General features: G+C 50.1%; 22 protein-coding genes and 1 other annotated feature. Of the genes, 3 read left to right on the forward strand and 19 right to left on the reverse strand.

Annotation, left to right across the window (positions count from 1 at the left end):
• The 3 genes from CLV36_RS17605 to CLV36_RS04660 all read right to left on the reverse strand — a co-directional run.
• The coding region (locus CLV36_RS17605) for a transposase (protein WP_483868525.1) at positions 1 to 153 on the reverse strand (153 nt) is incomplete at its 3' end.
• Positions 154 to 328: 175 nt separating this feature from the next.
• A complete protein-coding gene (locus CLV36_RS04655; RefSeq protein ID WP_106341903.1) occupies positions 329 to 970 on the reverse strand; it encodes a flavin reductase family protein in 642 nt (213 codons plus the stop codon).
• A 1-nt stretch (position 971) separates the two neighbouring features.
• Complete coding sequence (locus CLV36_RS04660) at positions 972 to 2,141, reverse strand: homogentisate 1,2-dioxygenase (RefSeq protein WP_022736107.1); 1,170 nt, start codon at positions 2,139 to 2,141, stop codon at positions 972 to 974.
• Between the two features lie 250 nt (positions 2,142 to 2,391).
• On the opposite strand from CLV36_RS04660, the gene lepB reads away from it, so the two are divergent.
• Positions 2,392 to 2,940 (forward strand): signal peptidase I, encoded by a 549-nt coding sequence (lepB, locus tag CLV36_RS04665; RefSeq protein WP_022736106.1) that lies wholly within the window; start codon positions 2,392 to 2,394, stop codon positions 2,938 to 2,940.
• Between the two features lie 98 nt (positions 2,941 to 3,038).
• Here the strand turns inward: lepB and CLV36_RS04670 are convergent, their stop codons facing one another.
• From CLV36_RS04670 to CLV36_RS04700, 9 genes are all read right to left on the reverse strand, one after another.
• The gene (locus CLV36_RS04670; RefSeq protein ID WP_102992093.1) at positions 3,039 to 3,671 is read right to left on the reverse strand and encodes an FMN-dependent NADH-azoreductase; all 633 of its coding nucleotides are present in this window, start codon (positions 3,669 to 3,671) and stop codon (positions 3,039 to 3,041) included.
• A 125-nt stretch (positions 3,672 to 3,796) separates the two neighbouring features.
• Positions 3,797 to 4,429 (reverse strand): FMN-dependent NADH-azoreductase, encoded by a 633-nt coding sequence (locus CLV36_RS04675; RefSeq protein WP_022736104.1) that lies wholly within the window; start codon positions 4,427 to 4,429, stop codon positions 3,797 to 3,799.
• 277 nt (positions 4,430 to 4,706) lie between these two features.
• Positions 4,707 to 6,971: a right-handed parallel beta-helix repeat-containing protein gene (locus CLV36_RS04680; RefSeq protein ID WP_106341904.1), complete on the reverse strand. Its 2,265-nt coding sequence runs from the start codon at positions 6,969 to 6,971 to the stop codon at positions 4,707 to 4,709.
• Between the two features lie 90 nt (positions 6,972 to 7,061).
• The gene (locus CLV36_RS17175; protein ID WP_154986085.1) at positions 7,062 to 7,208 is read right to left on the reverse strand and encodes a hypothetical protein; all 147 of its coding nucleotides are present in this window, start codon (positions 7,206 to 7,208) and stop codon (positions 7,062 to 7,064) included.
• 376 nt (positions 7,209 to 7,584) lie between these two features.
• A complete protein-coding gene (locus CLV36_RS04685) occupies positions 7,585 to 8,100 on the reverse strand; it encodes an adenine phosphoribosyltransferase (protein ID WP_102992091.1) in 516 nt (171 codons plus the stop codon).
• Positions 8,039 to 10,459, reverse strand: a complete 2,421-nt coding sequence (recJ, locus tag CLV36_RS04690) for a single-stranded-DNA-specific exonuclease RecJ (protein ID WP_181352829.1) — start codon at positions 10,457 to 10,459, stop codon at positions 8,039 to 8,041. Before recJ ends, CLV36_RS04685 begins: the two co-directional genes overlap by 62 nt.
• A 125-nt stretch (positions 10,460 to 10,584) precedes the next feature.
• On the reverse strand, positions 10,585 to 11,493 hold the full coding sequence (secF, locus tag CLV36_RS17610; RefSeq protein WP_223248063.1) for a protein translocase subunit SecF: 909 nt from the start codon (positions 11,491 to 11,493) through the stop codon (positions 10,585 to 10,587).
• Positions 11,483 to 12,712: a protein translocase subunit SecD gene (gene secD / locus CLV36_RS17615; protein WP_245888291.1), complete on the reverse strand. Its 1,230-nt coding sequence runs from the start codon at positions 12,710 to 12,712 to the stop codon at positions 11,483 to 11,485. The genes secF and secD overlap by 11 nt, the downstream gene beginning before the upstream one ends.
• A 228-nt stretch (positions 12,713 to 12,940) precedes the next feature.
• Positions 12,941 to 13,243, reverse strand: coding sequence for a post-transcriptional regulator (locus CLV36_RS04700; protein ID WP_321195640.1), 303 nt, complete (start codon positions 13,241 to 13,243; stop codon positions 12,941 to 12,943).
• A gap of 164 nt (positions 13,244 to 13,407) precedes the next feature.
• Here CLV36_RS04700 and spoVB point away from each other — a divergent pair, with 164 nt between their 5' ends.
• Positions 13,408 to 14,982: a stage V sporulation protein B gene (gene spoVB, locus CLV36_RS04705; protein ID WP_106341906.1), complete on the forward strand. Its 1,575-nt coding sequence runs from the start codon at positions 13,408 to 13,410 to the stop codon at positions 14,980 to 14,982.
• Here spoVB and CLV36_RS04710 read toward each other — a convergent pair.
• Positions 14,979 to 15,662: a DUF421 domain-containing protein gene (locus CLV36_RS04710; RefSeq protein ID WP_106341907.1), complete on the reverse strand. Its 684-nt coding sequence runs from the start codon at positions 15,660 to 15,662 to the stop codon at positions 14,979 to 14,981. The genes spoVB and CLV36_RS04710 overlap by 4 nt on opposite strands.
• 173 nt (positions 15,663 to 15,835) lie before the next feature.
• Between CLV36_RS04710 and CLV36_RS04715 the strand changes: the two genes are divergently transcribed.
• Positions 15,836 to 16,228: a TIGR04086 family membrane protein gene (locus CLV36_RS04715; protein ID WP_022736096.1), complete on the forward strand. Its 393-nt coding sequence runs from the start codon at positions 15,836 to 15,838 to the stop codon at positions 16,226 to 16,228.
• 56 nt (positions 16,229 to 16,284) lie between these two features.
• Here CLV36_RS04715 and leuD read toward each other — a convergent pair whose 3' ends face one another.
• From leuD to yajC, 6 genes are all read right to left on the reverse strand, one after another.
• Positions 16,285 to 16,911 carry a 3-isopropylmalate dehydratase small subunit gene (leuD, locus tag CLV36_RS04720; protein WP_106341908.1) on the reverse strand — a complete coding sequence of 209 codons (627 nt, stop codon included), beginning with the start codon at positions 16,909 to 16,911 and terminating at the stop codon, positions 16,285 to 16,287.
• Entirely contained in the window at positions 16,911 to 18,314 is a 1,404-nt protein-coding gene (leuC, locus tag CLV36_RS04725) for a 3-isopropylmalate dehydratase large subunit (RefSeq protein WP_425436564.1), read from the reverse strand. Before leuC ends, leuD begins: the two co-directional genes overlap by 1 nt.
• A 4-nt stretch (positions 18,315 to 18,318) precedes the next feature.
• A complete protein-coding gene (leuB, locus tag CLV36_RS04730; protein ID WP_181352830.1) occupies positions 18,319 to 19,422 on the reverse strand; it encodes a 3-isopropylmalate dehydrogenase in 1,104 nt (367 codons plus the stop codon).
• Positions 19,423 to 19,441: 19 nt separating this feature from the next.
• A complete protein-coding gene (locus tag CLV36_RS04735; protein ID WP_102992083.1) occupies positions 19,442 to 20,989 on the reverse strand; it encodes a 2-isopropylmalate synthase in 1,548 nt (515 codons plus the stop codon).
• An 82-nt stretch (positions 20,990 to 21,071) separates the two neighbouring features.
• A complete protein-coding gene (gene ilvE / locus CLV36_RS04740) occupies positions 21,072 to 21,971 on the reverse strand; it encodes a branched-chain-amino-acid transaminase (RefSeq protein WP_106341911.1) in 900 nt (299 codons plus the stop codon).
• A 98-nt stretch (positions 21,972 to 22,069) separates the two neighbouring features.
• Positions 22,070 to 22,315 (reverse strand) — a binding site (T-box leader).
• A gap of 473 nt (positions 22,316 to 22,788) precedes the next feature.
• Positions 22,789 to 23,082, reverse strand: coding sequence for a preprotein translocase subunit YajC (gene yajC / locus CLV36_RS04745; RefSeq protein WP_102992081.1), 294 nt, complete (start codon positions 23,080 to 23,082; stop codon positions 22,789 to 22,791).
• Positions 23,083 to 23,095: the final 13 nt, after the last annotated feature.

Consider the following 23,095-nt stretch of genomic DNA (forward strand, 5'->3'; position numbering starts at 1 on the left):
ATTATCTTGGCAGTATAATTCTTTACATTTCTCAGCAATGAAGGAGAAGTCGATCGTTTCATTAATTTTCCGTAACAAGTGATCTCGTGGAACTAGTTCTTCTATGTTAACCAGTTCTGGTTGATGTTCTTTACTCGGATTTGTTCTAAACATAGAAAAAACTCCTTATAGATTGTTTTTTATTGATTCGACAAAAAAGGCTGCTGACCCTGCCTTTCAAGGCAGTTTGTCAGCAGCCTCAGGTGGGTTAAGTTTATACTTAACCCACCTTTTATTGTTGTGGAGCACTCGCGCTCAAACTCGGCCTCGTTCTAACAATCACACCTACTTATATGCTTTTTTTCTCCATCCATTCCTCATAACTCATACGTGGAATATCAAACAATTCTCCCAACTTAACATAAGTGGCTCCGGCCATCCTTCCCACCGGCCGCAGTCCCATGGTATCAATTCGCCCACGATCGACGAGTTCGTCGGCAACATGAAACTGCACTACTTCGCCGATCAGCAAGTCGCTATTAGGTTCCTTTTCGGTTCCACCCAGCGCCAAATGTTGATGTAACCGACATTCCATCTGGATTTTGCACTCCGCTAATCGGGGCACGGACACCACTTCGCTGTCGGCAAAAGTAAACCCGACTTGTACCGCTTCGCCAACCTCAGCCGGAAATTCGACCGCCGTTTCGTTCACCATCGTCACAATGCTCTCATCTACAATGTGAACAACATATTCCCCATGATTTAAGATGTTGCGTGCCGTATCCTTCATGACACCGCCCGGCTTGCGTGTGCAAGAGAAAGCCAACAGTGGCGGTTCGGTGGCGACCACATTAAAAAAGCTAAAGGGCGCCGCATTGACTGTCCCGTTCGGCCCTAGGGAGGTGACAAAAGCGATGGGCCTCGGCAACACGCTACCTATCAGCAATTTGTAATTGTCGGTCTTTGAAAGCTTCTTGGGATCAAAGCGCATATTAACCCTCCGTCTCTTCAGGCAACCAACTCGCCATATACTCCGCTACTTCGTACGAGAGGGCAGCCTTGGTCACCCGCAATGGACGGAATGTGTCCACCATGACAGCCAGTTCTTCCGTCCGGGTTTTACCGATGCTCGCTTCCATTTTCCCTGGATGGGGCCCGTGGGGAATCCCGCTGGGATGCAGGGTGATTGAACCTTCGTTTATGCCTTTTCGACTCATGAAATTCCCCTTAACATAGTAAAGCACCTCATCGCTATTCACATTGCTGTGATAATAAGGAGCTGGAATGGCCAAGGGATGATAATCGTACATCCGCGGCACAAAGGAGCAAACGACAAAGTTGGGACCGGCAAACGTCTGGTGAACTGGCGGAGGCTGATGAATGGAGCCGGTAATCGGTTCAAAATCTTCAATATTAAAGGCCCAAGGGTAAAGATATCCGTCCCAACCAACTACATCAAACGGATGAAAATCGTATAGATAGGCATGTAAGCGATTTCGTGCCTTAACACGAATTTCAAACGTTCCTTTTTCCTCATGTGTTTGCAGTTTTTTAGGAACCCGTATATCCCGTTCACAATAGGGGCTGTGCTCCATCAGTTGGCCCACTTCGTTTTGGTACCGTCGGGGCGGAGTGATTTCCCCTGTTGTTTCAATGACCAACAAACGGGTTTGCTCGCTCTTCATGTTCAAACGGTAAGTGGTTCCCACCGGGATCACCAAATAATCACCAGGGCGGTAAGGGAGATCACCAAAAATAGTTTCCAAAACCCCTTCCCCCTCATGGACGAAGAGAATTTCATCGCCATCGCTGTTGCGGAAAAAATAAGGCATCGTTTCTGTCGGATTGGCCGTAGCGATGGCCACATCTTCATTCACCAACCAATGGACACGCCCTTCAATCGGATCTTTGCCCTTCGGAGCCTCAAACGTCAAAAAATGCCGATGACGATTGGCCCCTTCCTCCTCCAACGGCACTGTCCAGTCTCTCAAAAACCGAGCCTCCCGCACTTGTGTCGGCGGATGGATGTGATACAAAATGGACTGAATGCCAGAAAAACCTTTGGTGCCCATCACCTGCTCGCGATACAAACTCCCATCAGGCTGTCGAAATTGAACATGTCGCTTGGCTGGGAGATTTCCCAGACGATGATAAAACGGCATGGCTCTCCCTCCTAATGATTCATCTATTCACTATTTTAACAAAATAACAAATACATTTCTTGAAAAGGTTTTCTCTTCTCTAAAAATAACGACGGATGTTATCACCAGCAAAGACGACGGCAACCACCCTATGCAAAAACGATTTGCTCCAACAGTACCATATTTGAAAGGATTTTCTGCATAAGCATTGAATTAGTTAACATCCAAAACCTCTTTTTTCCAAAATCAAGTAAGGAGATGTACGTGAATAATGAGGATTGCAAAAGAGCTATTGGCCTGGGGTGGTTCAATCTTCTTCGGCATTGCCTTCGCACTTTTTATCAGTATTTTTGTATTTCAACCCACCAAAGTTCTCGGTAGCTCAATGGAACCTACATTAAAACCCAACCACCACATCTATGTATCCAAACTTCCCCGGACGTTCACCTACAAGCCCCGGATCGGTGACATCGTGATCATTGACAGCCGCGTAAATCGTGCGCGCACATGGAAGGACGATTTACTCGATACCCCGCTGTTCTCCATGTTTAAAGAGCGCCATAGCCACGATGTCTGGGTCAAGCGCGTCATCGGCCTCCCCGGCGATACCATCATGATCAAAAGCAACCAAGTGTACCGAAACGGACAACGTCTGAAGGAAGATTACATCAAAGAGGCGATGATCGATACGCCGGACGCCCATTTCGTCATTCCGGAAAACCAGATCTTCGTCATGGGCGACAACCGCAACAACAGCCGGGATAGCCGGGAAATAGGCAGCATCCCCATCGATCATGTGCTAGGGGTTAAAATATTCTAAATGTCGCCATGAACCAAGTGGATGACGCTGTCCCCTTGCAGTGTAGTTGGAGGCAAAAATGAAAAGCTAGGATGCCTTTTGCATCCTAGCTTTCTTTATTATTTCGCAAATTGCACCGCTGCGTCTTGCGCTTTGGCGATGGCATCCTTCAAGATGGCTTCTGCTTGATCCGGTTGTGCAGCCATTCCTTCAGCGACAACCGTGGTAACATCCGTAATTCCAATGAAGTTCATCACCGCATGGATATAACGGTCGGCGAAATTCAAATCCTGCGCCGGTCCATGGGAATAAACGCCACCGCTGGCATGCAGGTGAATTGCTTTTTTACCTTCCAACAAGCCGACCGGTCCTTGTTCAGTGTACTTGAAGGTTTTGCCCGCGATGCAAATGGTGTCGATATACGTTTTCATGCGTGGTGGGAACAAGAAGTTCCACATCGGCGTAACAAACACATACTTGTCCGCTTCCACAAATTGATCGGTCAATTCATTGATCCGAGCGACTTTGCGTTGCTCGTCTTCAGTCAGACCTTCACCTTTAGCCAGTTTGCCCCATCCGCTGAACACATCGGCGTCAAGGTAAGGAAGATCCATTTGGTATAAGTCAAGATGGATGATTTCGTCTTGAGGATTCAATTCTTTATATTTATCCAAGAATCCTTTCCCCAATTTGAGACTGAATGATTCGTTTTCTGCTTTGGGATTGGCAGTGATGTACAGTACTTTGGCCATTTGCGTCTTCCTCCTAAAAAATAATCAACTAATCTTTTGTAAGTATATTAACCAGATGATATTTTGTCAAGCTAGGCGGTTCCTTTATGTATTATAAATAACCATGCCAATTCTCATTCATCCATTCAACTTTGCGCAAATTGCACCGCTTGTTGTTTGGCAAGCTGAATCCCCTGTTGGAGAATTTGCGAGAACCGTTGCGGGTCTGATGTGCCCTCGGCAATGATGGATTGCACATCGGTGATTCCCATCAACCCCAAAACCAACCGGACATAACTGTCGGCATACTCCATCGCTTGCGCCGGACCCTGTGAATAGATTTGCCCCCGCGCTTGAATATGAACCGCCTTTTTGTTCAGCAACATCCCGACCGGTCCGGCCGCGGTGTACTGGTAGGTTTTTCCTTGCATGCAGACCAGGTCGATGTACGCTTTAAACATGGGTGGCAAACCAAAATTCCACATGGGTGTGACAAAAATATACTTGTCGGCGTGGATAAATTGTTCAACCAACTCACTGATCCTCCCCAACTTTTTCCGCTCTTCCAAAGTAAGAGGGGAACCTTCATTCAACTTACTCCATCCGCTAAACACATCAAAATCCAGTAAGGGAATCGGATCGCGGTACAAGTCCAGCTCTACAATTTCATCAAGCGGATTGGTCAATTCATACGTTCGCAAAAACTCCCGTCCCATACGTAAACACACAGATTCCGACTCTGGTTTAGGATTAGCGGTGACATATAATACCGTTGCCAAAGACTCATCTCCTCGCCTAAGGCCTTTTAGCCATGAATGTTTCTCTATAAATTGAAAAAAACTGCCCGATCTGTTACCTGTTATAGGACATATCGATAATTAAATAACATACAACATGCTTTTATTACCCTATATGGATAACAATTATAACCTAAAATCAAATATTTGGTCGATTTAAAGACGACAGAAAAAAATAAGAAGTGGATCATATCCACTTCACTTCGGGCCATTGCATTATTTTCTAACGAAACGACATTCCTTGCCAAGCCATTTGGGCTCAATGCAAATAACGCTCGATTTCTGCCAGCCAGTCCGGATTGCCGGGTCGGATGTCCGTCTCTTCATTTAAAAAGTCTTCAGGCATCAAGGTGACCAATAACTCTTTGTTCCGTTTTTCTTTCGGCAATCGGACACATCTGCGTCCATGGTTAAACTTCACCTGCTGGAAAAATTCCCGCAGGCGCGCAAGTTGGCCCTCTGGGCCGTACCTGTGCAGGTGAATCATCGCTTTGACGCAGTCATCTTTGGCACTGGGATGGATTACATACTCTTCTGCGCGCGCCATCTGTTCAAAGTGCTCGGCCAGCTCATAAGGCGTGTAGGGAACAAAAGTGAAACGGTTTTTCACCAAATCGTTCCATTGCTCCCCCAACCATTCCTTTAACAAAGACTCCTCTCCAACTAAGATCAGGGCGCTGTCTGCCTCCCGCTGCGCCAGTATCTGCTTTATATGGCGTATGATGCTTTGACCGCTCTCTGTGTTAGCCAATAGCGGCAGGCGTTCAATGAGCAGGATCCCGCCTTTCCCTTGGTCTATGAATCGGTGCCACTCCCGCAACATGGCCTCCTCCGGCTGTTGCGCCAACAAGCCAGCATCCATGCAGATAACCTGATCCGAAGGTAGGATGCCTATTCCTTTCAACGCCCGGCCATACCCCTCGGCCACCTCTACCTGACCGGTGTCCGCAGGGCCACAGAAAACGGCGTGGATGGGCATCTCATCAGGCAAAGGCAAGCCTAGTCGTTTGCGCTCTTGTTGGTAATCCAAGTAGGTTACCACGTCTCTCATTTGTTGCTTCACTTTCTCCTGCCCGATCACCCGCTCCCACTCGGCCGCATACTCGCTTAACAATTCGCTTTCCTCTTCTGCTGACTGCGGTTTGGCAGTCGTAGAGGGGATATCTGTCAGGCAGCGCTTGATGATGGGATGGCCATTTTCCACTGACCACGCTTCATCGCATTTCGTCAAAGTGCACTCCTCAAACGTTCCCCGGCCGTTGTCGATCACATGAACCCCCACTTTGGATTGGGACACATGACAACGGACAAACGTAGGATCGGCGGCATGGGCGATACAGACTGCCCCGCGGTCGGGAAACTGCTTGATCTCCGTCTCCTGTACGATCCCTTCCGCTTTCTGCGCATAATAAATCCCGTACTCTTGCCCATGGTAGACCTTGGATCGCAGAATATCCAACCGCCCATCATCCAGCACCGTGACGATGTTGCGATTGAACCCAAATAGCTCGCAGCTTTCGACGATGCCTTTGCCGCTATGGTAACAGGCTATAGCCCCTTGATCCCCGTCATGTATACGCGTCCGCAAAAATTGGGGGTTCGCCTCCGTCCGGATCACCACTGCGGGCTTATCGATAAACCCATACAAGTCGCAATTTTCTACAATGCCACCTGCTTCTTCCTCAAACAAAAATGCACCACCCGGACAATTTTTGATTTCCGTGTGATGAAATCGGGGCAGGGCTCGTCCGGCCACCCGAACTGCCGCTCGTTCCTTACCGAGGGCATAAAACTTACATTCTTCAAAAACCCCTTTTCCCCCTTGGAAAACGATGCCCGTGGCTTTGCCATCATGGATCTGCGTTCGGAGGAATGTGGGGCTCCCGCCATGAACGCCCACGGCTGGACTGTGGTGGAAGCCATACACATTGCACTCCTCAAACCGGCCTTGTCCCAGCTCTTCCACAAACACTCCGTAACCCAATGTACCTGTGATCTTGCACTTGCGAAAAATGGGATTCCCTTGCGCAATAAACACCACTGCCAGTTCTCCGTGGCTGAGAAGTTCGCATTGCTCAAACAAGATTTTCCCCGCGCTTTGACACTGGACAGCAACATTTTTCTCACTGAAAACCGATGACCTGCGTACAATGGTCTCCGCATCATCATGCAAAATGGAGATCGCCGGACTTTTAGAGGCTATGACGCGGCAATCTTCCAATACCAAGGAACCTTTATTCATCAACACGGCAGGGGCTTGGGCCATGTGCGATTTCTTGATGGTCACGTTCTTGATCACCGCATAACCGGTTCCCATCTCGATGGTGGCAAACTTTTTACCTTGGATCACCACTTCCTTATCATCGCCGAGCCCTACAATTTCAATATATCGATCAAGCCATAAATCCTCTTGGTAGACGCCAGGCTCAACCTCAATCGTCGTGCCTGGTTTCGCATCCATAATGGCATCTTGAATATTGCGATACTTGGCGAACCACCTACGCGAAACGCGGATTATTGCCATCGATAGTCAAACCGCCTTTCCAACCCGTTACTTCTTTCTTCACTATATCATGCCACAATGCAAAGAAAAAAGTCGGCATTGGCCGACTTGTTACCTGTTGCCCCTGTTATAATATTCAAACAAATGGTCGCGAATGATTTTTTCCGGCGATTCTGTTGGTTCTTCGTTTTCAATGCTGTTTTTTTCTGCCTCGTTCACTGAATCAGGCACTTCATACGCCAGGGAATGGGAAATCACGAAGAACTCCTCCCAACTTGTGAATGGATTTATTTATCTAAATTATATTATAACAATAGAAACATATCAACATCTGTATTAATACAGAAAGGCAAAAAAAATGAACCCCTGCCGATATCACTCTTAGGGTGTGTCTGGCAAATCAAGTTGGTAGGGAAGAAGCGGCGGAAAAAGCTTTTCTCGAGGAGCGCTCGCCACGCGTGAAGCGAATGAGAAAATGGTTTTGGAGCCGCTAGCCTATTCATCAGACACGCTCTAGAAGCAACATCAACAGTGGTTCAGTGCGCTGGAGCTCGAATCAATTGCCAACACCCTGCCACCACTCCCTGCCCCCCTCTCAAAAAAAAAGCCACCCTGCATATAGGGTGACTCTCTATCAATCATATTGCACTAATGAAACCACATTAAGCCCATCTAACTTCTTGCGGCCTTCCAGATAGTTCAGCTCAATCAGGAACGCAGCAGCCACCGGCACTCCCTGCAACTGTTTCACCAAATCGAGCGTGGCGGAAATGGTTCCACCGGTAGCCAGCAAATCGTCCGCAATCAGCACTTTTTGGCCCGGTTTGATCGCATCTTTATGCATAGCGAGCAAGTCCTTGCCATACTCCAAGCTGTAGCTGGCTTCAATCGTTTCACCGGGCAACTTCCCTTTTTTGCGAACGGGTACAAACCCGACTCCCAAAGCGTAAGCAAGAGGCGCGCCCACGACGAAACCGCGCGCTTCAGGGCCCACGATCACATCAATCTCTACGTCTTTTAATTGCTCTTTCAATTCGTCAATCGCCGCCCGGTATGCCGCGCCATCTTGCAAAAGGGTGGTGATGTCTTTAAACCGAATCCCCGGTTGCGGATAGTCTGGAATCACTCTGATTTTCTCTTTGAAGTTCATTTGCTAAGCCTCCTATATGTGTGAAAGCAATCGTTGACACCAAGAACTGGCACAATTCCAGATATGTCGAGTACACAAGGGTGCGAAATACTTCTTCTCGCTCTATCTGTTTTTGATACAGCACCGACTCAGTTAATGGTTTTTTGTTTGGATTAGGATGAATCTTGATTTCACCTTGATTGAGCGAAATAAAGCCACACTCCGCAAACACTTGAATCATAAAGGAAAGCGCCCGTTTTTGCAATCCCGTGACACGAGCCAAAGACGAAAAATGTTTGGACAATGAAATTTTCTCCTTGCCGACCAATACGCTGTACAGCTTCTTAAATTCTTCCCGGGTCGGGGTTTTGACCAGCATATCGTCAAATTCCTTATCACCGAACAACAGGTACAAGCGTTCAGCATTGGCAAAATAAGGCAAGCTCTTTTTGCAGACTGACATGGTTGGCGGAGCTTGCACCCATACGACGCGCTTCGCCCGCTTGATCTGCTCTTCATCGCATCTGCCTTGCCCTAGCGCTTCCCACGAAACCACATGATACTTGGCTCCCCGCAACAGTTCCTCATCCTCGGAACCGGCTCCGCAGACGAAGAGGCACTCCTCCGCATCCATATCTAGAAAGCGGTCCAGTTGTTTGCGGTTGCTGCGCCAATCAAATATTTGCAAATGGGGGATGGCCACATCCTTGATAATCAACTGTGGCGAACGTTTGCCATTCCACTCGTTTACCTGCAATTCCCCCAATACGCGCAACCGGGCGCAAGGGGAAATCTCCTTCTCCATGCCTCCCGCTCGGAAAGCGATGCCTTCTAGCAAGTGTTCCCCATCCTGCAAGATCATTTTGACATGCTCATTATCGCGCCCCATCAGTTGCAACCGCAACAATTTCAGATTGTCAAACGCAAACAGGGGAGTGGGATTGCCCATGCCGTATGGAGCGAGCGCTTCGATTTGCTCTATCAAGGGCAATTGCACCCGCTCCAAACGCAATTCATCTTCCAATGCCGTTTGCGGCACATAATCCTCGTCCGTCAACCATTGTTGTGCCAGTCGGCTGAGGTGTTGATGAAAAGGAGCGATGTTTTCGATGGGCAATGTCATCCCCGCTGCCATGGAGTGCCCCCCGAAATGCGGCAACCATTCCTGGCATTCCGCAAGCGCGCGGTACAAATGAAAAGCGGAAATGCTACGCGCGGAGCCTTTGGCTGTGCCTTTTTCCTCATCAATGCTCAGCACGATCGCCGGACGGTAGTATTTTTCCACCAAGCGTGATGCGACAATGCCGACCACACCCACGTTCCACCCTTTTTGGGCGACGACGATGACGTGTTGGTGCCGCTCCTTATCCTGCTCCACTTCGGCAATCGCTTCTTGGGTCATCTCTTCCACTAATTCTTGCCGTTCCCGGTTCACCTCATCCAGCTCTTCTGCCAACATCCGCGCTTCCTCTTCATTATCGGTGATCAGCAACCGCACAGCCGAATCAGCCGAATCCAGGCGGCCGCTGGCATTGATCCGCGGCCCCAGCGCAAAGCCGACATGGCCCGCCGTCACCTCCCGCTGAATGCCGGCAACATCTAGCAACGCCCGCATTCCGGTCAATTCCCGTCGATTCATCCGCTCCAAACCAAAAGCGGCCAAAATTCGGTTTTCATCCGTCAACGGAACCAAGTCCGCAATGGTGCCAAGTGCCACTAATTCCAACCACTCTTCCGGAATGCGTCCTAAAAGGGCGGTCGCCAGCTTGAACGCCACCCCGACTCCGGCCAACATCTTAAATGGATATGGGCACCCCGGTTTCTTGGGATTGATCACCGCATAAGCGTCCGGCAGCTGCTCCGGCGGCTCATGGTGGTCGGTGATGATCAGATCGAGTCCGAGCTGTTTCGCCACCTCTGCTTCCGTCACCGCGCTGATCCCCGTATCCACCGACACCACTAAGCCAAAACCACGCTCTTTGGCCAAGGCCAGCGCCTCTTTATTTATGCCGTACCCCTCCCGAAAACGGTTGGGGATATAATAGTCCACATCCGCCTGAAGCGTTCTCATCACATGGAGCAACAAGCTGGTGCTACTCACTCCGTCTGCATCATAATCGCCGTAGATGAGAATTTTCTCTTTGTCCGCTATCGCTTGCTTGATCCGCTCCACGGCAGCCTTCATTCCGTCCAGCAGATAAGGGTCGTGCAAATCTTCCAATTTTGGCTTGAGAAATTTGTTGGCCGCTTCACTATCATCAATTCCCCTTCGCACCAAGAGCCGGGCGATCAAGGGGTCAATTCCGCACTCGGCGGCCAGCTTGGCGACCACCGCCTCGTCCGGCTCCACTTTATGCCAACGCGTTTTTGCGTGCAACACGTTCACGTTCACCTCGCTTTGCGTCATTCATTATATCACAAAGCCCAAATAGGGCAGGAGAAACTTATTGTCATGAAAAGAGGCCGCAGGCATATCGCCGCGGCCTCTTGAAGCCAGATTGGCGGTTATTCCGCCGCCACCGGCTCCCCATTTTTCTTTTGCATCGCTTTCCACTTCCAACCAATCCACAATGGGCTCGCCACAAAAATGGAAGAATAAGCCCCGGAAATCAGGCCAAACAACAGGGCCAAAGAGAAGTTTGCGATGCTCTCCCCGCCCAACAGCCATAAGGCAAAAGCGGCAAAAGCCACCGTCAACACCGTGTTGATCGAACGCGTCAAGGTCTGGTTGATGCTGACATTGACTACCTTCGCCAAGTCTTCCCATTTCTTCGGCTTCATCGTTTCCATATTTTCACGTATCCGGTCAAAGATCACGATGGTGTCATTGATCGAATACCCGATGATGGTCAATACAGCGGCGATAAAAACGACGTCCACTTCTAAACGCAACAGTGAAAACATCCCGATGGTAAACAGCGAGTCATAAACCAAGGCGATCACCGCCGCCACCCCAAACCGCCACTCAAAGCGAAACGCCACATACACCACGATACAGAGCGACGCGATCACGGTAGCCTTGATCGCATTGCTCGCCAATTCGCGCCCGATGATCGGGTCTACTCTTTGTTCTTGCACTTTAGGAGTCAGGTTAAACGTTTCTTGGAATTTTGCTTTGATCTTTTGAATATCTTGCCGTGACAAGGACTTGTCCACACGGAAGATGACAATCTCATTTTTCGTGCCACCTATACGGATGTTGGGATTATTGTAGCCCATATCCTCCAGCGCCTCGCGCGCTTTCTCGATCTTTGCATTGGGTGCCAGTGAAATATCCAGGCGGGTTCCGCTTTTAAAGTCGATTCCAAGGTTCAGCCCTTGCCATACAAGGGACACAACACACACCGCCATCACGGCTAGGGCGATGAGCAGATACGTTTTGCGGTGCTTGATGATATCGAACTTATAGGTCACTGATCTCATCCTCCCTTACGCCAAACAATCCTGGCCGCTTAAGCAAATTGGACCGAACCAAGAGCGTCATCATGATCCGCGACAGCGCCACAGCAGTGAGGAAGCTGACGATAATCCCCACAATCAGCGAAACCGAAAAGCCCTTGACTGCGGAGGTACCGAAGATGAACAGCACAACCGCGGCAATAACGGTCGTGATGTTGGCGTCGAAGATGGTCAGGAACGAACGCTTGGAACCCGCTTTGACCGCACCAGCGATGCTTCGTCCGATCCGGAGTTCGTCGCGAATCCGTTCGTTCATGATGATGTTGGCGTCGACCGCCATCCCGATCCCTAGGATAAACGCGGCGATTCCTGGCAACGTCAGGGTCACATCAAGCAACATGAATGTCAACAGCACGAGGTAAGAGTAAGCGATAAGCGTGATCACGGCGATAAAGCCGGGCAAGCGGTACACACCGATGACGAAAATAAAGATGGCGATAAGCGCGTACAATCCAGCAATCAAACTGTCGCGCAACGAATCAGCGCCAAGCGACGCGTCAACGGAGTAGCTTTGCACTTCTTTCAACTTCAGTGGAATGGCCCCAGCATTGAGCAAGTCGGCCAATTCCTGTGCCTCTTTCACATCTTTTTGCCCCGAGATCTGTGCCTCCCCACCCGCAATGACCGTTTGCACTTGCGGCGCGCTGAGCAGATTGTCATCCAAATAGATCGGAAGTTGTTGTCCTAGGTAGGTGCGCGTAATGTTTTCAAATTTCTTCGGGTCTTTCAACTTTAGCGTCACCACGGGACGGTTTAATTGGTCATAACCCACACCAGCCCCGTTTTCCATGAGGTCTTTCCCTTCCATCAATATCTTTTTACCGGTAGGGTCACGAAAGGTCAGCTTCGCTTGTTTCCCAAGCATTTCACGCGCTTTGTTCTGGTCTTTGACCCCAGCCAGTTGCACGCGAATACGGTTGCCCCCTTCAACGGTGATCTCCGGTTCGCTCACCCCCAACACGTTGATCCGGTTGTTCAACGCAGCAGCGGTGTCCTTCAGGGCATCTAGGCTAACATTTTTTTGTTCCGTTTCATACAGCACTTCAAACCCGCCCTGGAGGTCAAGGCCTTTGGTTATGTTATTCCATACGTCGAGTGTGGTTGTGGCGACAGTGCCCAGTATCACCACCACCATCAGGCAAAAAGCCACCAGTTTGCCCTTGCGAATCTTCATGGTTGCTCCTCCTTTTATGTATCACACCAACATACTCATTATCCGGCGCATCTGAAGGAATGTCAATTTTCAAGGAGCTCACGATTAATGACAAATGGGTAAAGTTATTATTTATTTTCCTAATACTCTGTCTAACGTACGCCTAGTCTGATTGTAATGAATGCGTCCAACCCTGTCAAAAAAACGGGGCGAACATTCCCAACTCGATAGAAAATGTTCGCCCGTTTTTTATTTTTGCTCATCATCATCTTTATATACCGACAGCATCAGCCAGTTCATAAACCGATTCGCTTTTAGCGACATGATATCATTAACCAGGCGGTTTAACCGGGGCCAGCCGCGCCGGTAATTTTCGGAGACGCAGGCCCAAATCTGTTCACCCGTCACATTTTCATAACCATACATACGAAATTCGGCCGCTTTGCTGTTGCAGAGATCCTCGATGCATGTCATCAATTCCTGCTCGCTCATGAATTCGCGCTGTGATTGCTTCTGCCGACTGACTGACTTTAACGATCCTTGTCTTGCCATGGTGTTCCTCCTCGCTCTGCGTATCAAAAACCTGCCTTTTGTTCATATCCTCTTTCGGTTTTTAGAATACAAAATCCTACCCGTACATTCCACAATTTTTTTGGCATGAGTCGCACGGACAAGTCATACGTTTTAGTAAACTTTTGCGAAAGAGAGGCCGAACTATGAAAAGCAAGGGATTTTTATACGGGACGCTGATTTTAGTCGGCGCAGGCCTTATCACTAAAATCCTTGGTTTTGTTTATCGGATCGCTCTTTCCCGCATCATCGGGGACGAAGGCATGGGGCTGTTTCAAATGGCGTTTCCCATCCTGGTTTTCACCATTGTGGTCACCACCGCTGGATTGCCGGTGGCCATCTCCAAATTGGTCTCCGAAGCTGAGGCAAAAAACGAAACGGAACGGATTCGCTCCATTCTCATTGTATCGATCTTCATCGTCGTTATCACTAGTGTGTTGATTACCAGTTTTGTCCTGCTCTTCGCTCCATGGATTGCCAAAACGCTACTCACGGACCAACGGGCAGTTTATGCGTTGCTCGGCATCGCACCAATCATTCCTATCATTGCCATCTCTTCGATCTTCCGCGGATATTTTCAGGGGCGGCAAAACATGAGCCCTTACGCCATGTCCACCATCATTGAGCAAACCGTGCGCATTTTTACGGTGTTAATATTAGCCACCATCCTGCTCCCTTACGGTGTTGAATACGCGGCGGCGGGCGCCATGATCGGCATGGTAATCGGCGAATTTGCCGGGCTTTTGTATCTGCTTTATTCATTTAAACGAGATGCTGGGCGCCCCAAATTGCGTAAGCTCTCATTTGCCAAGAAACAACATTCGCAACAATGGCGCGAAAGTCTGCGCGATCTGTTGCGCTTGGCCATTCCTGTCACCACCAGCCGTTTGGTTGGTTCGTTTTCTTATGCGATCGAACCGATTGTCGTTTCGCAAAGTTTGGCTCTCGCCGGCATCGCCACGGCCGCGGCAACTGGGTTGTACGGCCAATTGGAAGGCATGGCGATCCCGCTCGTTTTTTTTCCTTCATTCATCACTTACGCGCTGTCCGTTTCGCTCGTACCGGCGATCAGTGAAGCGGCAGCGCAAAACAATACCCGCTTGGTTTCTCACCGCCTACAACAGGCTGTCCGCTTAAACCTGATTGTGGCATTGCCAAGCGCCTTGCTCATGTATATGCTGGCGGAACCGCTATCCATCCTGCTCTACCGCCAAACCGATGTAGCGCGGCTAATCCAAATCATGGCTCCCTTCACTGTGTTGCATGCCATGCAAGGCCCCTTCGCATCGGTATTGCAAGGATTGGATAACGCGAAAGCCCCCATGCGCAATTCCATCATCGGAGCGGTAGTTAAGACCATCTTGATTTTTGCCCTCGCTTCCCAGCCGGAATTGGGGATCGACGGGGTCGCCTTGGCCATCAATTGCGGCATTGTCATCGTCACGACCCTGCATTTCATCGATATATTAAAAGTCATTTCTTTCCGTCTTCCTTTGAAAGATCTGGGCAAACTGTGCGTCGCCACCGCGGCCACAGGCTTAGTCACCTATACCTGCATCCATATGGAACACTGGACCTTATTCGCCCAAACCGCGGCCGGCTTTTTCGGCAGTTTGTCCATCTACGCGCTGTGCCTAGTGTCGCTCTCACTGATCCGCAAAGATGACGTGCGGCGTATTCCCTATGTCGGCAAATGGATGGCCAAATGCCTGCCCCATTAACGCGTTGGGCGGTCCTTCCGATCAATGTACAACCGCCCTTCGTAGTTCACCGCCGCATAAAACACCTCTTTAAAATCTTTCAAACCCCGCTTTTGGATTTCCGCCTTGAGCCAAAAGCGGTTTTGCCCCAACTTTTTGAGTCCTTCTTCCTGCACCTTCCCGTCGATGATCACGGGGATAGGCATCCGAAACTGTTTGAGATCCCGTCTCACATCCTCCTTGAATGCAGGCCGTTTCTCCTCTTTAGGAAACACGCTCAGCTTCCCTGTCGTTTCCAACACCGCAAATTCCACATCGGAGACATCGGGAATGTTTTTTTCCCGCAACTGGGTGAGCAAATCATCCAGATTGTATCGCAACTTGGCCATATTCTTGTCGACGATTTTCCCATTTTCAATCAACGGAACCGGACTACCCTCCACCCAATTCCGAATCCGTTCGCTTTTAATCAAAATGAAGGATAACAAAATTTGCAAAGCAGCTAACAGGATGATCGGGGAAATCCAGGTGATCAGCGGTTCCTCTTTGTTTTCGATGGCCATGGACGAAATGTCGGCAATCATGAAAGAAACAACCAAATCAAAAATCGACAACTTACCGATCTCCCGTTTCCCCATGACACGCATGATGACTAGGAGAAACACATAAATGAATACGGTGCGCAAGAGGATAGACCCCATGTTTCGGCAACCTCCTTTCATCCAGACTTACAGGCTCCCCTTACATCGCTCCACGTGACGTAATTCACCGGTTAGTTTCCGCAGCGCGATCCATTTTTATGTCTGACCCGGACAGTGATATTTTGGACTCGCCTGTCATAACATGTACCAACTTGCCCAAAGGAGGTCAGAGGATGAAAGAAGCTTTGTTTGACACTGCAAAAAAGGGATGGCAATCCCCTTGGCTTGTGGGCCAATGTTGGATCTGGGGAATCATTTTGTTCTGCTCTTTCCTCGCCGCGTTGGGCCTCAGATATACGTCGTTGCCGTCAGACAATGTGACAGCCATTTCCTACATTGTGAACGCAGGCGCTCTCTTCGCCGGCGGACTGGCTTCCGGACGCCGCGCGGGGCGGAAAGGATGGATGATAGGCGGAATTCAAGGCGTGCTGTTCGTGTTATTGGTCTGGCTGCTGAGCTTCTTGGCGTTTGACGCGGCCCCTACCATCAACCCGTTGGCTTTTCTCTGCTTCGCCTTCGCCGTCGGTGGGTTGGGCGGCATGATCGGCGTAAACACTAAACCATGACCAAAACACAAACCGCCTTCCTCCGTCCAATTGGCGAGAGAAGGCGGTTTGTTGTGCTAGGTTACTGATCCCGTGGTGCGATACACATCTTGATACGGTTTTTTCGCCGACTGTTCATAAACGGTGATGCGATCGGCGTGAAGTAGCGTGGCACCGATGTCATCCAAGCCTTTCAGCAGTCGCTCACGCCGGTAAGGGTCGACTTGGAATCTCCATGTCGTGCCTTCATCGTCCCGCACCACTTGCGCTTCCAAATCCACTTCCAAGCGGTACTGCCCCCGCCCCGCTTGTTGGAAAAGGTGCTCCACATCCTTTTCTGGCAACACGATGGGCAACATGCCATTCTTAAAACAGTTGTTGTGAAAAATGTCGGCAAACGAGGGGGCGATGATCACTTTAAAACCATAATCGGCCAGCGCCCAAGGTGCGTGCTCGCGCGATGATCCGCAACCGAAATTGTTGCGGGCGAGGAGGATGCTCGCTCCAGCATAACGTGGCTGATTCAGCACGAAAGACGGGTCAGGTTCCCCATTGGGCAAATAGCGCCAATCATAGAAGAGAAATTGTCCAAACCCAGATCGCTCCACCCGCTTCAAAAACTGTTTAGGAATGATTGCGTCCGTATCCACATTAGGCCGATCCAACGGTGCAACAATGCCTTGGTGACGAACAAATACCTCCATCAGTTAACCTCCTCCAGCTTCTGTAATTGCCCCGGCTCCACAAATCGACCAGCGATCGCCGCGGCGGCAGCTGTGACCGGAGACACGAGATGGGTGCGCGCTCCCCGCCCTTGCCTTCCTTCAAAGTTCCGATTTGAAGTGGAAGCACACCGTTCCCCCGCCGGTACCACATCGGGGTTCATCGCCAAACACATACTACAACCCGGCTCACGCCATTCAAAACCCGCTGTGATGAAAATCTCATGCAATCCTTCCTGTTCCGCTTGCCGTTTAACTTGTTTTGAACCGGGAACCACGATGGCCCGGACTTTTGGTGATACCTTATGTCCTCGTACCACTTGTGCTGCAAGACGCAGGTCTTCTATCCGCGAGTTGGTACAAGAGCCGATAAATACGTGCTGGATCGGGATGTCCGAAATCTTGGTGCCGGGTTCAAGCCCCATGTAAGCCAACGCTTGCCTTGCCGCAAGCCGTTCCATTTCTGTGGGGAAGGTATCAGGATCAGGTACGATACCATTGATACTAGTGCCCATGCCGGGATGGGTTCCCCATGTGACCTGGGGTTCCAAAGCAGAAACATCAAACTGGATCACCCGGTCGAAGACCGCATCGGGATCTGTAACCAATTCCCGCCACAACTTCACACAGGCGTCGAAATCCTCCCCCTTCGGCGCATAGGGACGGCCTTTTAAATAAGCAAACGTCGTCTCATCCGGTTCGATCAGACCTGCCCGGGCCCCGGCTTCAATCGACATGTTGCAGATGGTCATCCGTTCTTCCATCGACATGGCTCGAACTGCTTCACCTGCAAATTGGATCACATGGCCTGTGCCGAAATCAACCCCATATTGAGCGATCAAACCGAGGATCACATCTTTGGCGGTCACACCTGGGCGTGGTCGACCAGTTAATTCAACCAACAGCGTTCGAGGCTTTGTTTGCCACAAGCATTGAGTCGCCAGCACATGCTCCAGTTCACTAGTACCAATGCCGAACGCCAGTGCACCAAACGCGCCATGCGTCGATGTGTGGCTATCTCCGCATACAATCGTCTTGCCTGGTAGCGTCAACCCTAATTCCGGGCCGATGACGTGGACAATCCCTTGTTCTTCGCTATGCAAATCGGCCAAAGAAATCCCAAACGCCTCACAGTTCATTTGCAAGGTTTCAATCTGCTTGCCCGCTATCGGATCTGTCACAGTAAATGGATTGTCGGTCGGCACATTGTGATCCATGGTCGCGAACGTAAGTTCAGGCCGTCGCACTTTCCTACCAGCCATGCGCAACCCTTCAAACGCTTGCGGCGAGGTGACCTCATGCACTAAATGCAAATCAATGTACAGTAGATGCGGCTTGCCTTCTTCCGCGACAACCACATGTTGCTCCCAAATCTTATCAAACATTGTTTTACCCGCCACATCTGATCCCTCCCCTTTTTGCATATTGTGCCAATGCTTCGCGCACCTTGGCTCCCATCTCCGACGTGGTTAAGCGAGCCGTTCCCGGCTCACCCAAATCTTCCGTTCGCCATCCTTCAGCCAGTACCGACTCAATCGCGGATTGGATGGCATCCGCCTCTCTAGCCCAACCCGCCGTTTGGCGCAACATCATGGCGACGGACAAAAACATGGCCAATGGATTGGCTTTGTTTTGACCCGCGATATCAGGCGCAGAGCCATGAATCGGTTCATACAGCCCCGGACCCGTCTCACTGAGGCTGGCGGAAGGCAACATACCAATCGAACCAGTGATCATCGCGGCTTCGTCACTCAATATGTCCCCAAACATGTTTTCCGTCACGATCACATCAAAACGGCTTGGACATTTGATCAATTGCATCGCCGCATTATCCACCAACAAGTGGTTCAAAGTCACATCGGGATATTCAAGTGCCAACCGTTCCGCCGTTTCCCGCCATAACCGGCTAGTTTCTAGTACGTTAGCTTTATCCACCGATGTCAGGAGGCGGCGACGCTGGCGGGCCATCTCAAATCCGAGCCGCAAGATTCGCTCGATTTCCGCTTCTGTGTAGTGCAAGGTGTCAACTGCTTCCCATTCCTGCCCGCTCCGACGACGTTCCTTCGGGGTACCAAAATATAAGCCACCGGTCAACTCCCGCACGATCACCATGTCTACATCCTGCAACAGCTCCCCCTTCAACGGGGATGCTCCCTCCAAGCCAGCAAAGACGGTAATCGGACGCAGATTGGCGTAAAGCCCAAGTTCTTTGCGCAAAGCGAGTAAGCCCGCTTCTGGGCGCAAATGACCTGGTTGGCCATCCCACTTGGGGCCGCCAACCGCCCCTAACAAAACGGCATCGCTGGTGCGGCATAATTGAAGCGTCGCTTTTGGCAACGGCGTCCCCTCTTCATCAATGGCTGCCCCACCGATTTGCCCGTACTGAATTTCAATGTTCCGTTGAAAGAGGCGAACGATTTCTTCCAGCAAATTCACCGTCTCTCTCGTGATCTCGGGACCGATTCCGTCACCCGGTAACACGGCAACGCGCATACTTCCCACATCCTTTCTGTTAATGATGGTTCGTCGCTAATACAGCTCCTGCCCGCACTTTTACCATGATGCGGTTGATCGCATCCAACAACGCTTTGGCCGAAGCGCCGAGCACGTCATTGTCGATGCCACGCCCTGTTCCGACATGGCCTTGGTGCTTCACTTTGACATAGACTTCTGCCAGCGAATCGATGCCAGACGTAGTCGATTGGATGCGATAGTCCATCAGCTCGATCGGCTCGGGAAGCAAGCGCTGGATCGTCTGATAAATCGCTTCGACACTGCCGTTTCCGGTAGCCGCTTCTTGGACGAACTCCCCTTCTGGCGTCTTGATTCCAATCGTGGCCGTGGATACGCCTTGCGCGCCATAATGCACTTGCAGAAAAACGAGTTCGTACGCATCAGCCCCTTTCTCTTTGCCAGTCAAATCAGCTGCCAGGGCCATGATATCCTCATCTGTAACCTCTTTGCGCTTTTCCGTCAATTCTTTGAAGTGTTTGAACAGAAGATGGAACCGTTCATCGTCCAATTGAATCCCCAATTCTTCACACTTGTTTCGGAACGCGTGACGTCCTGAATGCTTACCGAGCACGATGGCATTGGAAGAAAGGCCGATCATTTCTGGGCGGATGATCTCATAGGTCAGCTTGTTTTTTAGTACCCCGTCTTGATGAATGCCCGATTCATGCGCAAACGCATTGGCTCCGACCACCGCTTTGTTGGGAGGGACAGCTAAGCCGGTGTACTTACTAACCAAACGGCTAGTACGTACTATTTGGTTTAGTTCCAGCCCTGTTTCGGCTTGGTACACTTGTTTGCGAATGGCCAGCGCAATGGCGATTTCTTCGAGTGAAGCGTTGCCGGCCCGCTCACCAATGCCATTAATCGTGCACTCGATCTGCTCCGCCCCTCCCTCGATCGATGCCAAGGAGTTGGCCACTGCCAAGCCCAGATCATCATGACAGTGGGCCGAAAGCTTGGCGCGGTGGATGTTGGGCACTCGCTCCCGCAAATAGCGGAACATCCCAGCATATTCTTGCGGCGTGGCGTAACCGACTGTATCGGGTAGATTGACCACTGTCGCACCCGCATCGATCACTTTTGTCACAATCTCGACGAGAAAATCCCAATCGCTTCGCGTCGCGTCTTCAGCCGACCATTCCACATTGCTAGTGAAGTTCGCGGCATATCGGACTGACTCGACCGCCTTTTGCACTACTTGTTCTGGCGTCATCCGCAACTTATGCTCCATATGGATCGGCGATGTTGCGATAAATACATGGATGCGGGGGTTACCCCCCTCTTTGATCGCCTCCCAGGCCGCATCGATGTCATTTTTCGTGGAGCGTGCCAAGGCGGCGACAGAACATTTTCGAATCGTACGGGCGATTCTTTGTACTGATAGGAAATCACCTCGTGAGGACGCCGGGAAGCCCGCCTCCATCACATCCACACCCAATCGCTCCAATTGGCAAGCGATCTCCAACTTTTCATCTGCGTGCAGATTGACTCCGGCTGATTGCTCCCCATCCCGCAACGTGGTATCAAAAATCTCGATTTTTCCCATTTTTCGCTCTCCTTTGCATCCTTAAATCTTGAAAGCTCCACCCTCGCCATCGCCAACTTTTCTAATCATGCTTCCCGCAGGTTCACACGCTTGTCGAAAACATCCCTGGCACTTTTGTGCCCCGCTGAACCGTAAGTTGGCGGAAAGCCTCTGTCAACTTCGCCGTAATGGGCCCCGGCTTCCCACTGCCGATGATGCGACCGTCCACATTCACGACCGGAATCATTTCTGCCGCTGTGCCCGTCAGGAAAACTTCATCGGCCACATAGACATCGTGCCGTGTAAACGGAACCTCCGCACAAGGAATTTGAAACGTCTCGCACAACTCCATCACCACATTGCGCGTAATCCCTTCCAGCGCGCCAACATAGGTCGGCGGTGTGCAGATTTTGCCGTTTTTCACAATAAAGATATTATCGCCAGAACCTTCGCACACATATCCATCTTGATTGAGGGTCAACGCTTCATGCACTCCTGCCCGTGCTGCCTCTAGGCGCACCAAGACGTTGTTGAGGTAATTCAATGATTTGATTTTGGGGTTGAGCGCATCCGGGACATTGCGACGAGTCGGAACAGTGACAATTTCCAATCCCTCATCGTAATACCGCTGCGGAAACAAACTTAATTTTTCCGCAATGACAATCACGCTCGCCTGTTTACAATTGCGTGGGTCCAACCCCAGGTCACCCACACCGCGAGATACAACTAATCGAATATAAGCATCGGGCAGGCCATTCTTTTCAAGCGTTTCAACGACGACCGCTTCCATTTCCTCCGGTGTGAGCGGAATGTCGAGCATGATCGACTTGGCCGACTCATATAGCCGGACAATGTGTTCTTTCAGGCAAAAAACGTTGCCAGAATAACAGCGAATCCCCTCAAAGATCCCATCCCCGTATAAAAAGCCATGGTCAAACACGGAAACCACTGCCTCCGACTTGGGAACAAATTCACCATTCAAGTAAACCCATTTTTCCCGCATGTTAAGCTCCCCCTTGTGTTTTATTAATAAGGAAATGAAAAAACCCCCGACTCAACAATCAAATGGCGCGCATTCCTGTCAGGTGCGGCCGGTTCGATTGCTGAGGCGAGGGTTTCGCGGTACCACTCAGCTTCTCCGCTTTCTCGCGAAAACGGACTCGGCGAGTCCAAACGACTCATGCCCGGTAACGGGGGCAACCGTCGCTTTTTACTTGGGGACTGAGCCCTTTTCAAAAGCGCAACTCCAAGGTGAGATTCGAAGTGGGAGGGTGACCGTCTTTTCAGCCTAGAGACAGCTCTCTGTACACACTCTGCACTTCTACTAGTCCTCTTCATCGCTTTTTGGTCTGAGGTAATACCCACTATGTTGTTTTTAAGCAGGAACATTCCCACTTTTCTATCAATTTATTATGTGCATTATAAAACTTCACTCATCCTTTGTCAACAACCCCATCCGTATGGACAATACCAAGCGATTTAAGATTAAAAATCAAACAAATCGTGTTGAAAAATTGGATTTGTCAGATGATATGTTTTGTTAAATGGGATTGTCGCTTACTTATTAAAAACGATTATAAGAAGTCTTCTCTACCTTGTCAACAAGAATTTTTTAATCCGTATTCTCCGTTTTTTATGCCTGATGGCACAGGGCTGAAGCGACCTCCCCCGTATTTGAATAGGGGGATATTCATGATCAGGTCCTCTTTTACTAACGTTAACAAAATAGTTTGATGAAAACAATTTAAATCCAATCAGTTTTGTATAGATTGGTCATAAGAAAAAGCCCTTGGCCTGTTACCAAGGGTTTCCCGAATCCATTATTCCGCTGATTTGGTAGCAGCCGCATCGTCAGCAGTAGCCACACTGTTGATAGCCGAACGCTCAAACACCAAGCGGGTGTTTTCGTTCACTTTCAGCGTAACTTTCTCTTCACTCAAATCCACAATGGTGCCATGCAACCCACCAATGGTGACTACCTTGTCCCCTTTTTTCAGATTGCTCAGCATCTGGTTGCGCTCTTTCTGCCGTTTTTGTTGTGGACGGATCAAAAAGAAATAAAAAGCGACAAACACCAATAGCATAGGGAGTATTCCCATTAATTGTTGACCCATGATTTACCCTCCT

Origin of the sequence: Laceyella sediminis, from assembly GCF_003003125.1 — a bacterium.
Taxonomy (GTDB): domain Bacteria; phylum Bacillota; class Bacilli; order Thermoactinomycetales; family Thermoactinomycetaceae; genus Laceyella; species Laceyella tengchongensis.

Bases quoted from the DNA above. Each gene is read 5' to 3' on its own strand.
- CLV36_RS04680 (WP_106341904.1), bottom strand. From the start codon at position 6,971: ATGGCAATAATCCGCGTTTCGCGTAGGTGGTTCGCCAAGTATCGCAAT.
- secD (WP_245888291.1), bottom strand. From the start codon at position 12,712: ATGAAGATTCGCAAGGGCAAACTGGTGGCTTTTTGCCTGATGGTGGTG.
- leuB (WP_181352830.1), bottom strand. From the start codon at position 19,422: ATGCGCGTTGCCGTGTTACCGGGTGACGGAATCGGTCCCGAGATCACG.
- CLV36_RS04700 (WP_321195640.1), bottom strand. From the start codon at position 13,243: ATGGCAAGACAAGGATCGTTAAAGTCAGTCAGTCGGCAGAAGCAATCA.
- leuD (WP_106341908.1), bottom strand. From the start codon at position 16,911: ATGGAGGTATTTGTTCGTCACCAAGGCATTGTTGCACCGTTGGATCGG.
- spoVB (WP_106341906.1), top strand. From the start codon at position 13,408: ATGAAAAGCAAGGGATTTTTATACGGGACGCTGATTTTAGTCGGCGCA.
- lepB (WP_022736106.1), top strand. From the start codon at position 2,392: ATGAGGATTGCAAAAGAGCTATTGGCCTGGGGTGGTTCAATCTTCTTC.
- CLV36_RS04710 (WP_106341907.1), bottom strand. From the start codon at position 15,662: ATGGGGTCTATCCTCTTGCGCACCGTATTCATTTATGTGTTTCTCCTA.
- CLV36_RS04685 (WP_102992091.1), bottom strand. From the start codon at position 8,100: ATGAACTTCAAAGAGAAAATCAGAGTGATTCCAGACTATCCGCAACCG.
- CLV36_RS04735 (WP_102992083.1), bottom strand. From the start codon at position 20,989: ATGGGAAAAATCGAGATTTTTGATACCACGTTGCGGGATGGGGAGCAA.
- CLV36_RS04670 (WP_102992093.1), bottom strand. From the start codon at position 3,671: ATGGCCAAAGTACTGTACATCACTGCCAATCCCAAAGCAGAAAACGAA.
- CLV36_RS04715 (WP_022736096.1), top strand. From the start codon at position 15,836: ATGAAAGAAGCTTTGTTTGACACTGCAAAAAAGGGATGGCAATCCCCT.
- CLV36_RS04660 (WP_022736107.1), bottom strand. From the start codon at position 2,141: ATGCCGTTTTATCATCGTCTGGGAAATCTCCCAGCCAAGCGACATGTT.
- CLV36_RS04655 (WP_106341903.1), bottom strand. From the start codon at position 970: ATGCGCTTTGATCCCAAGAAGCTTTCAAAGACCGACAATTACAAATTG.
- leuC (WP_425436564.1), bottom strand. From the start codon at position 18,314: ATGTTTGATAAGATTTGGGAGCAACATGTGGTTGTCGCGGAAGAAGGC.
- ilvE (WP_106341911.1), bottom strand. From the start codon at position 21,971: ATGCGGGAAAAATGGGTTTACTTGAATGGTGAATTTGTTCCCAAGTCG.
- yajC (WP_102992081.1), bottom strand. From the start codon at position 23,082: ATGGGTCAACAATTAATGGGAATACTCCCTATGCTATTGGTGTTTGTC.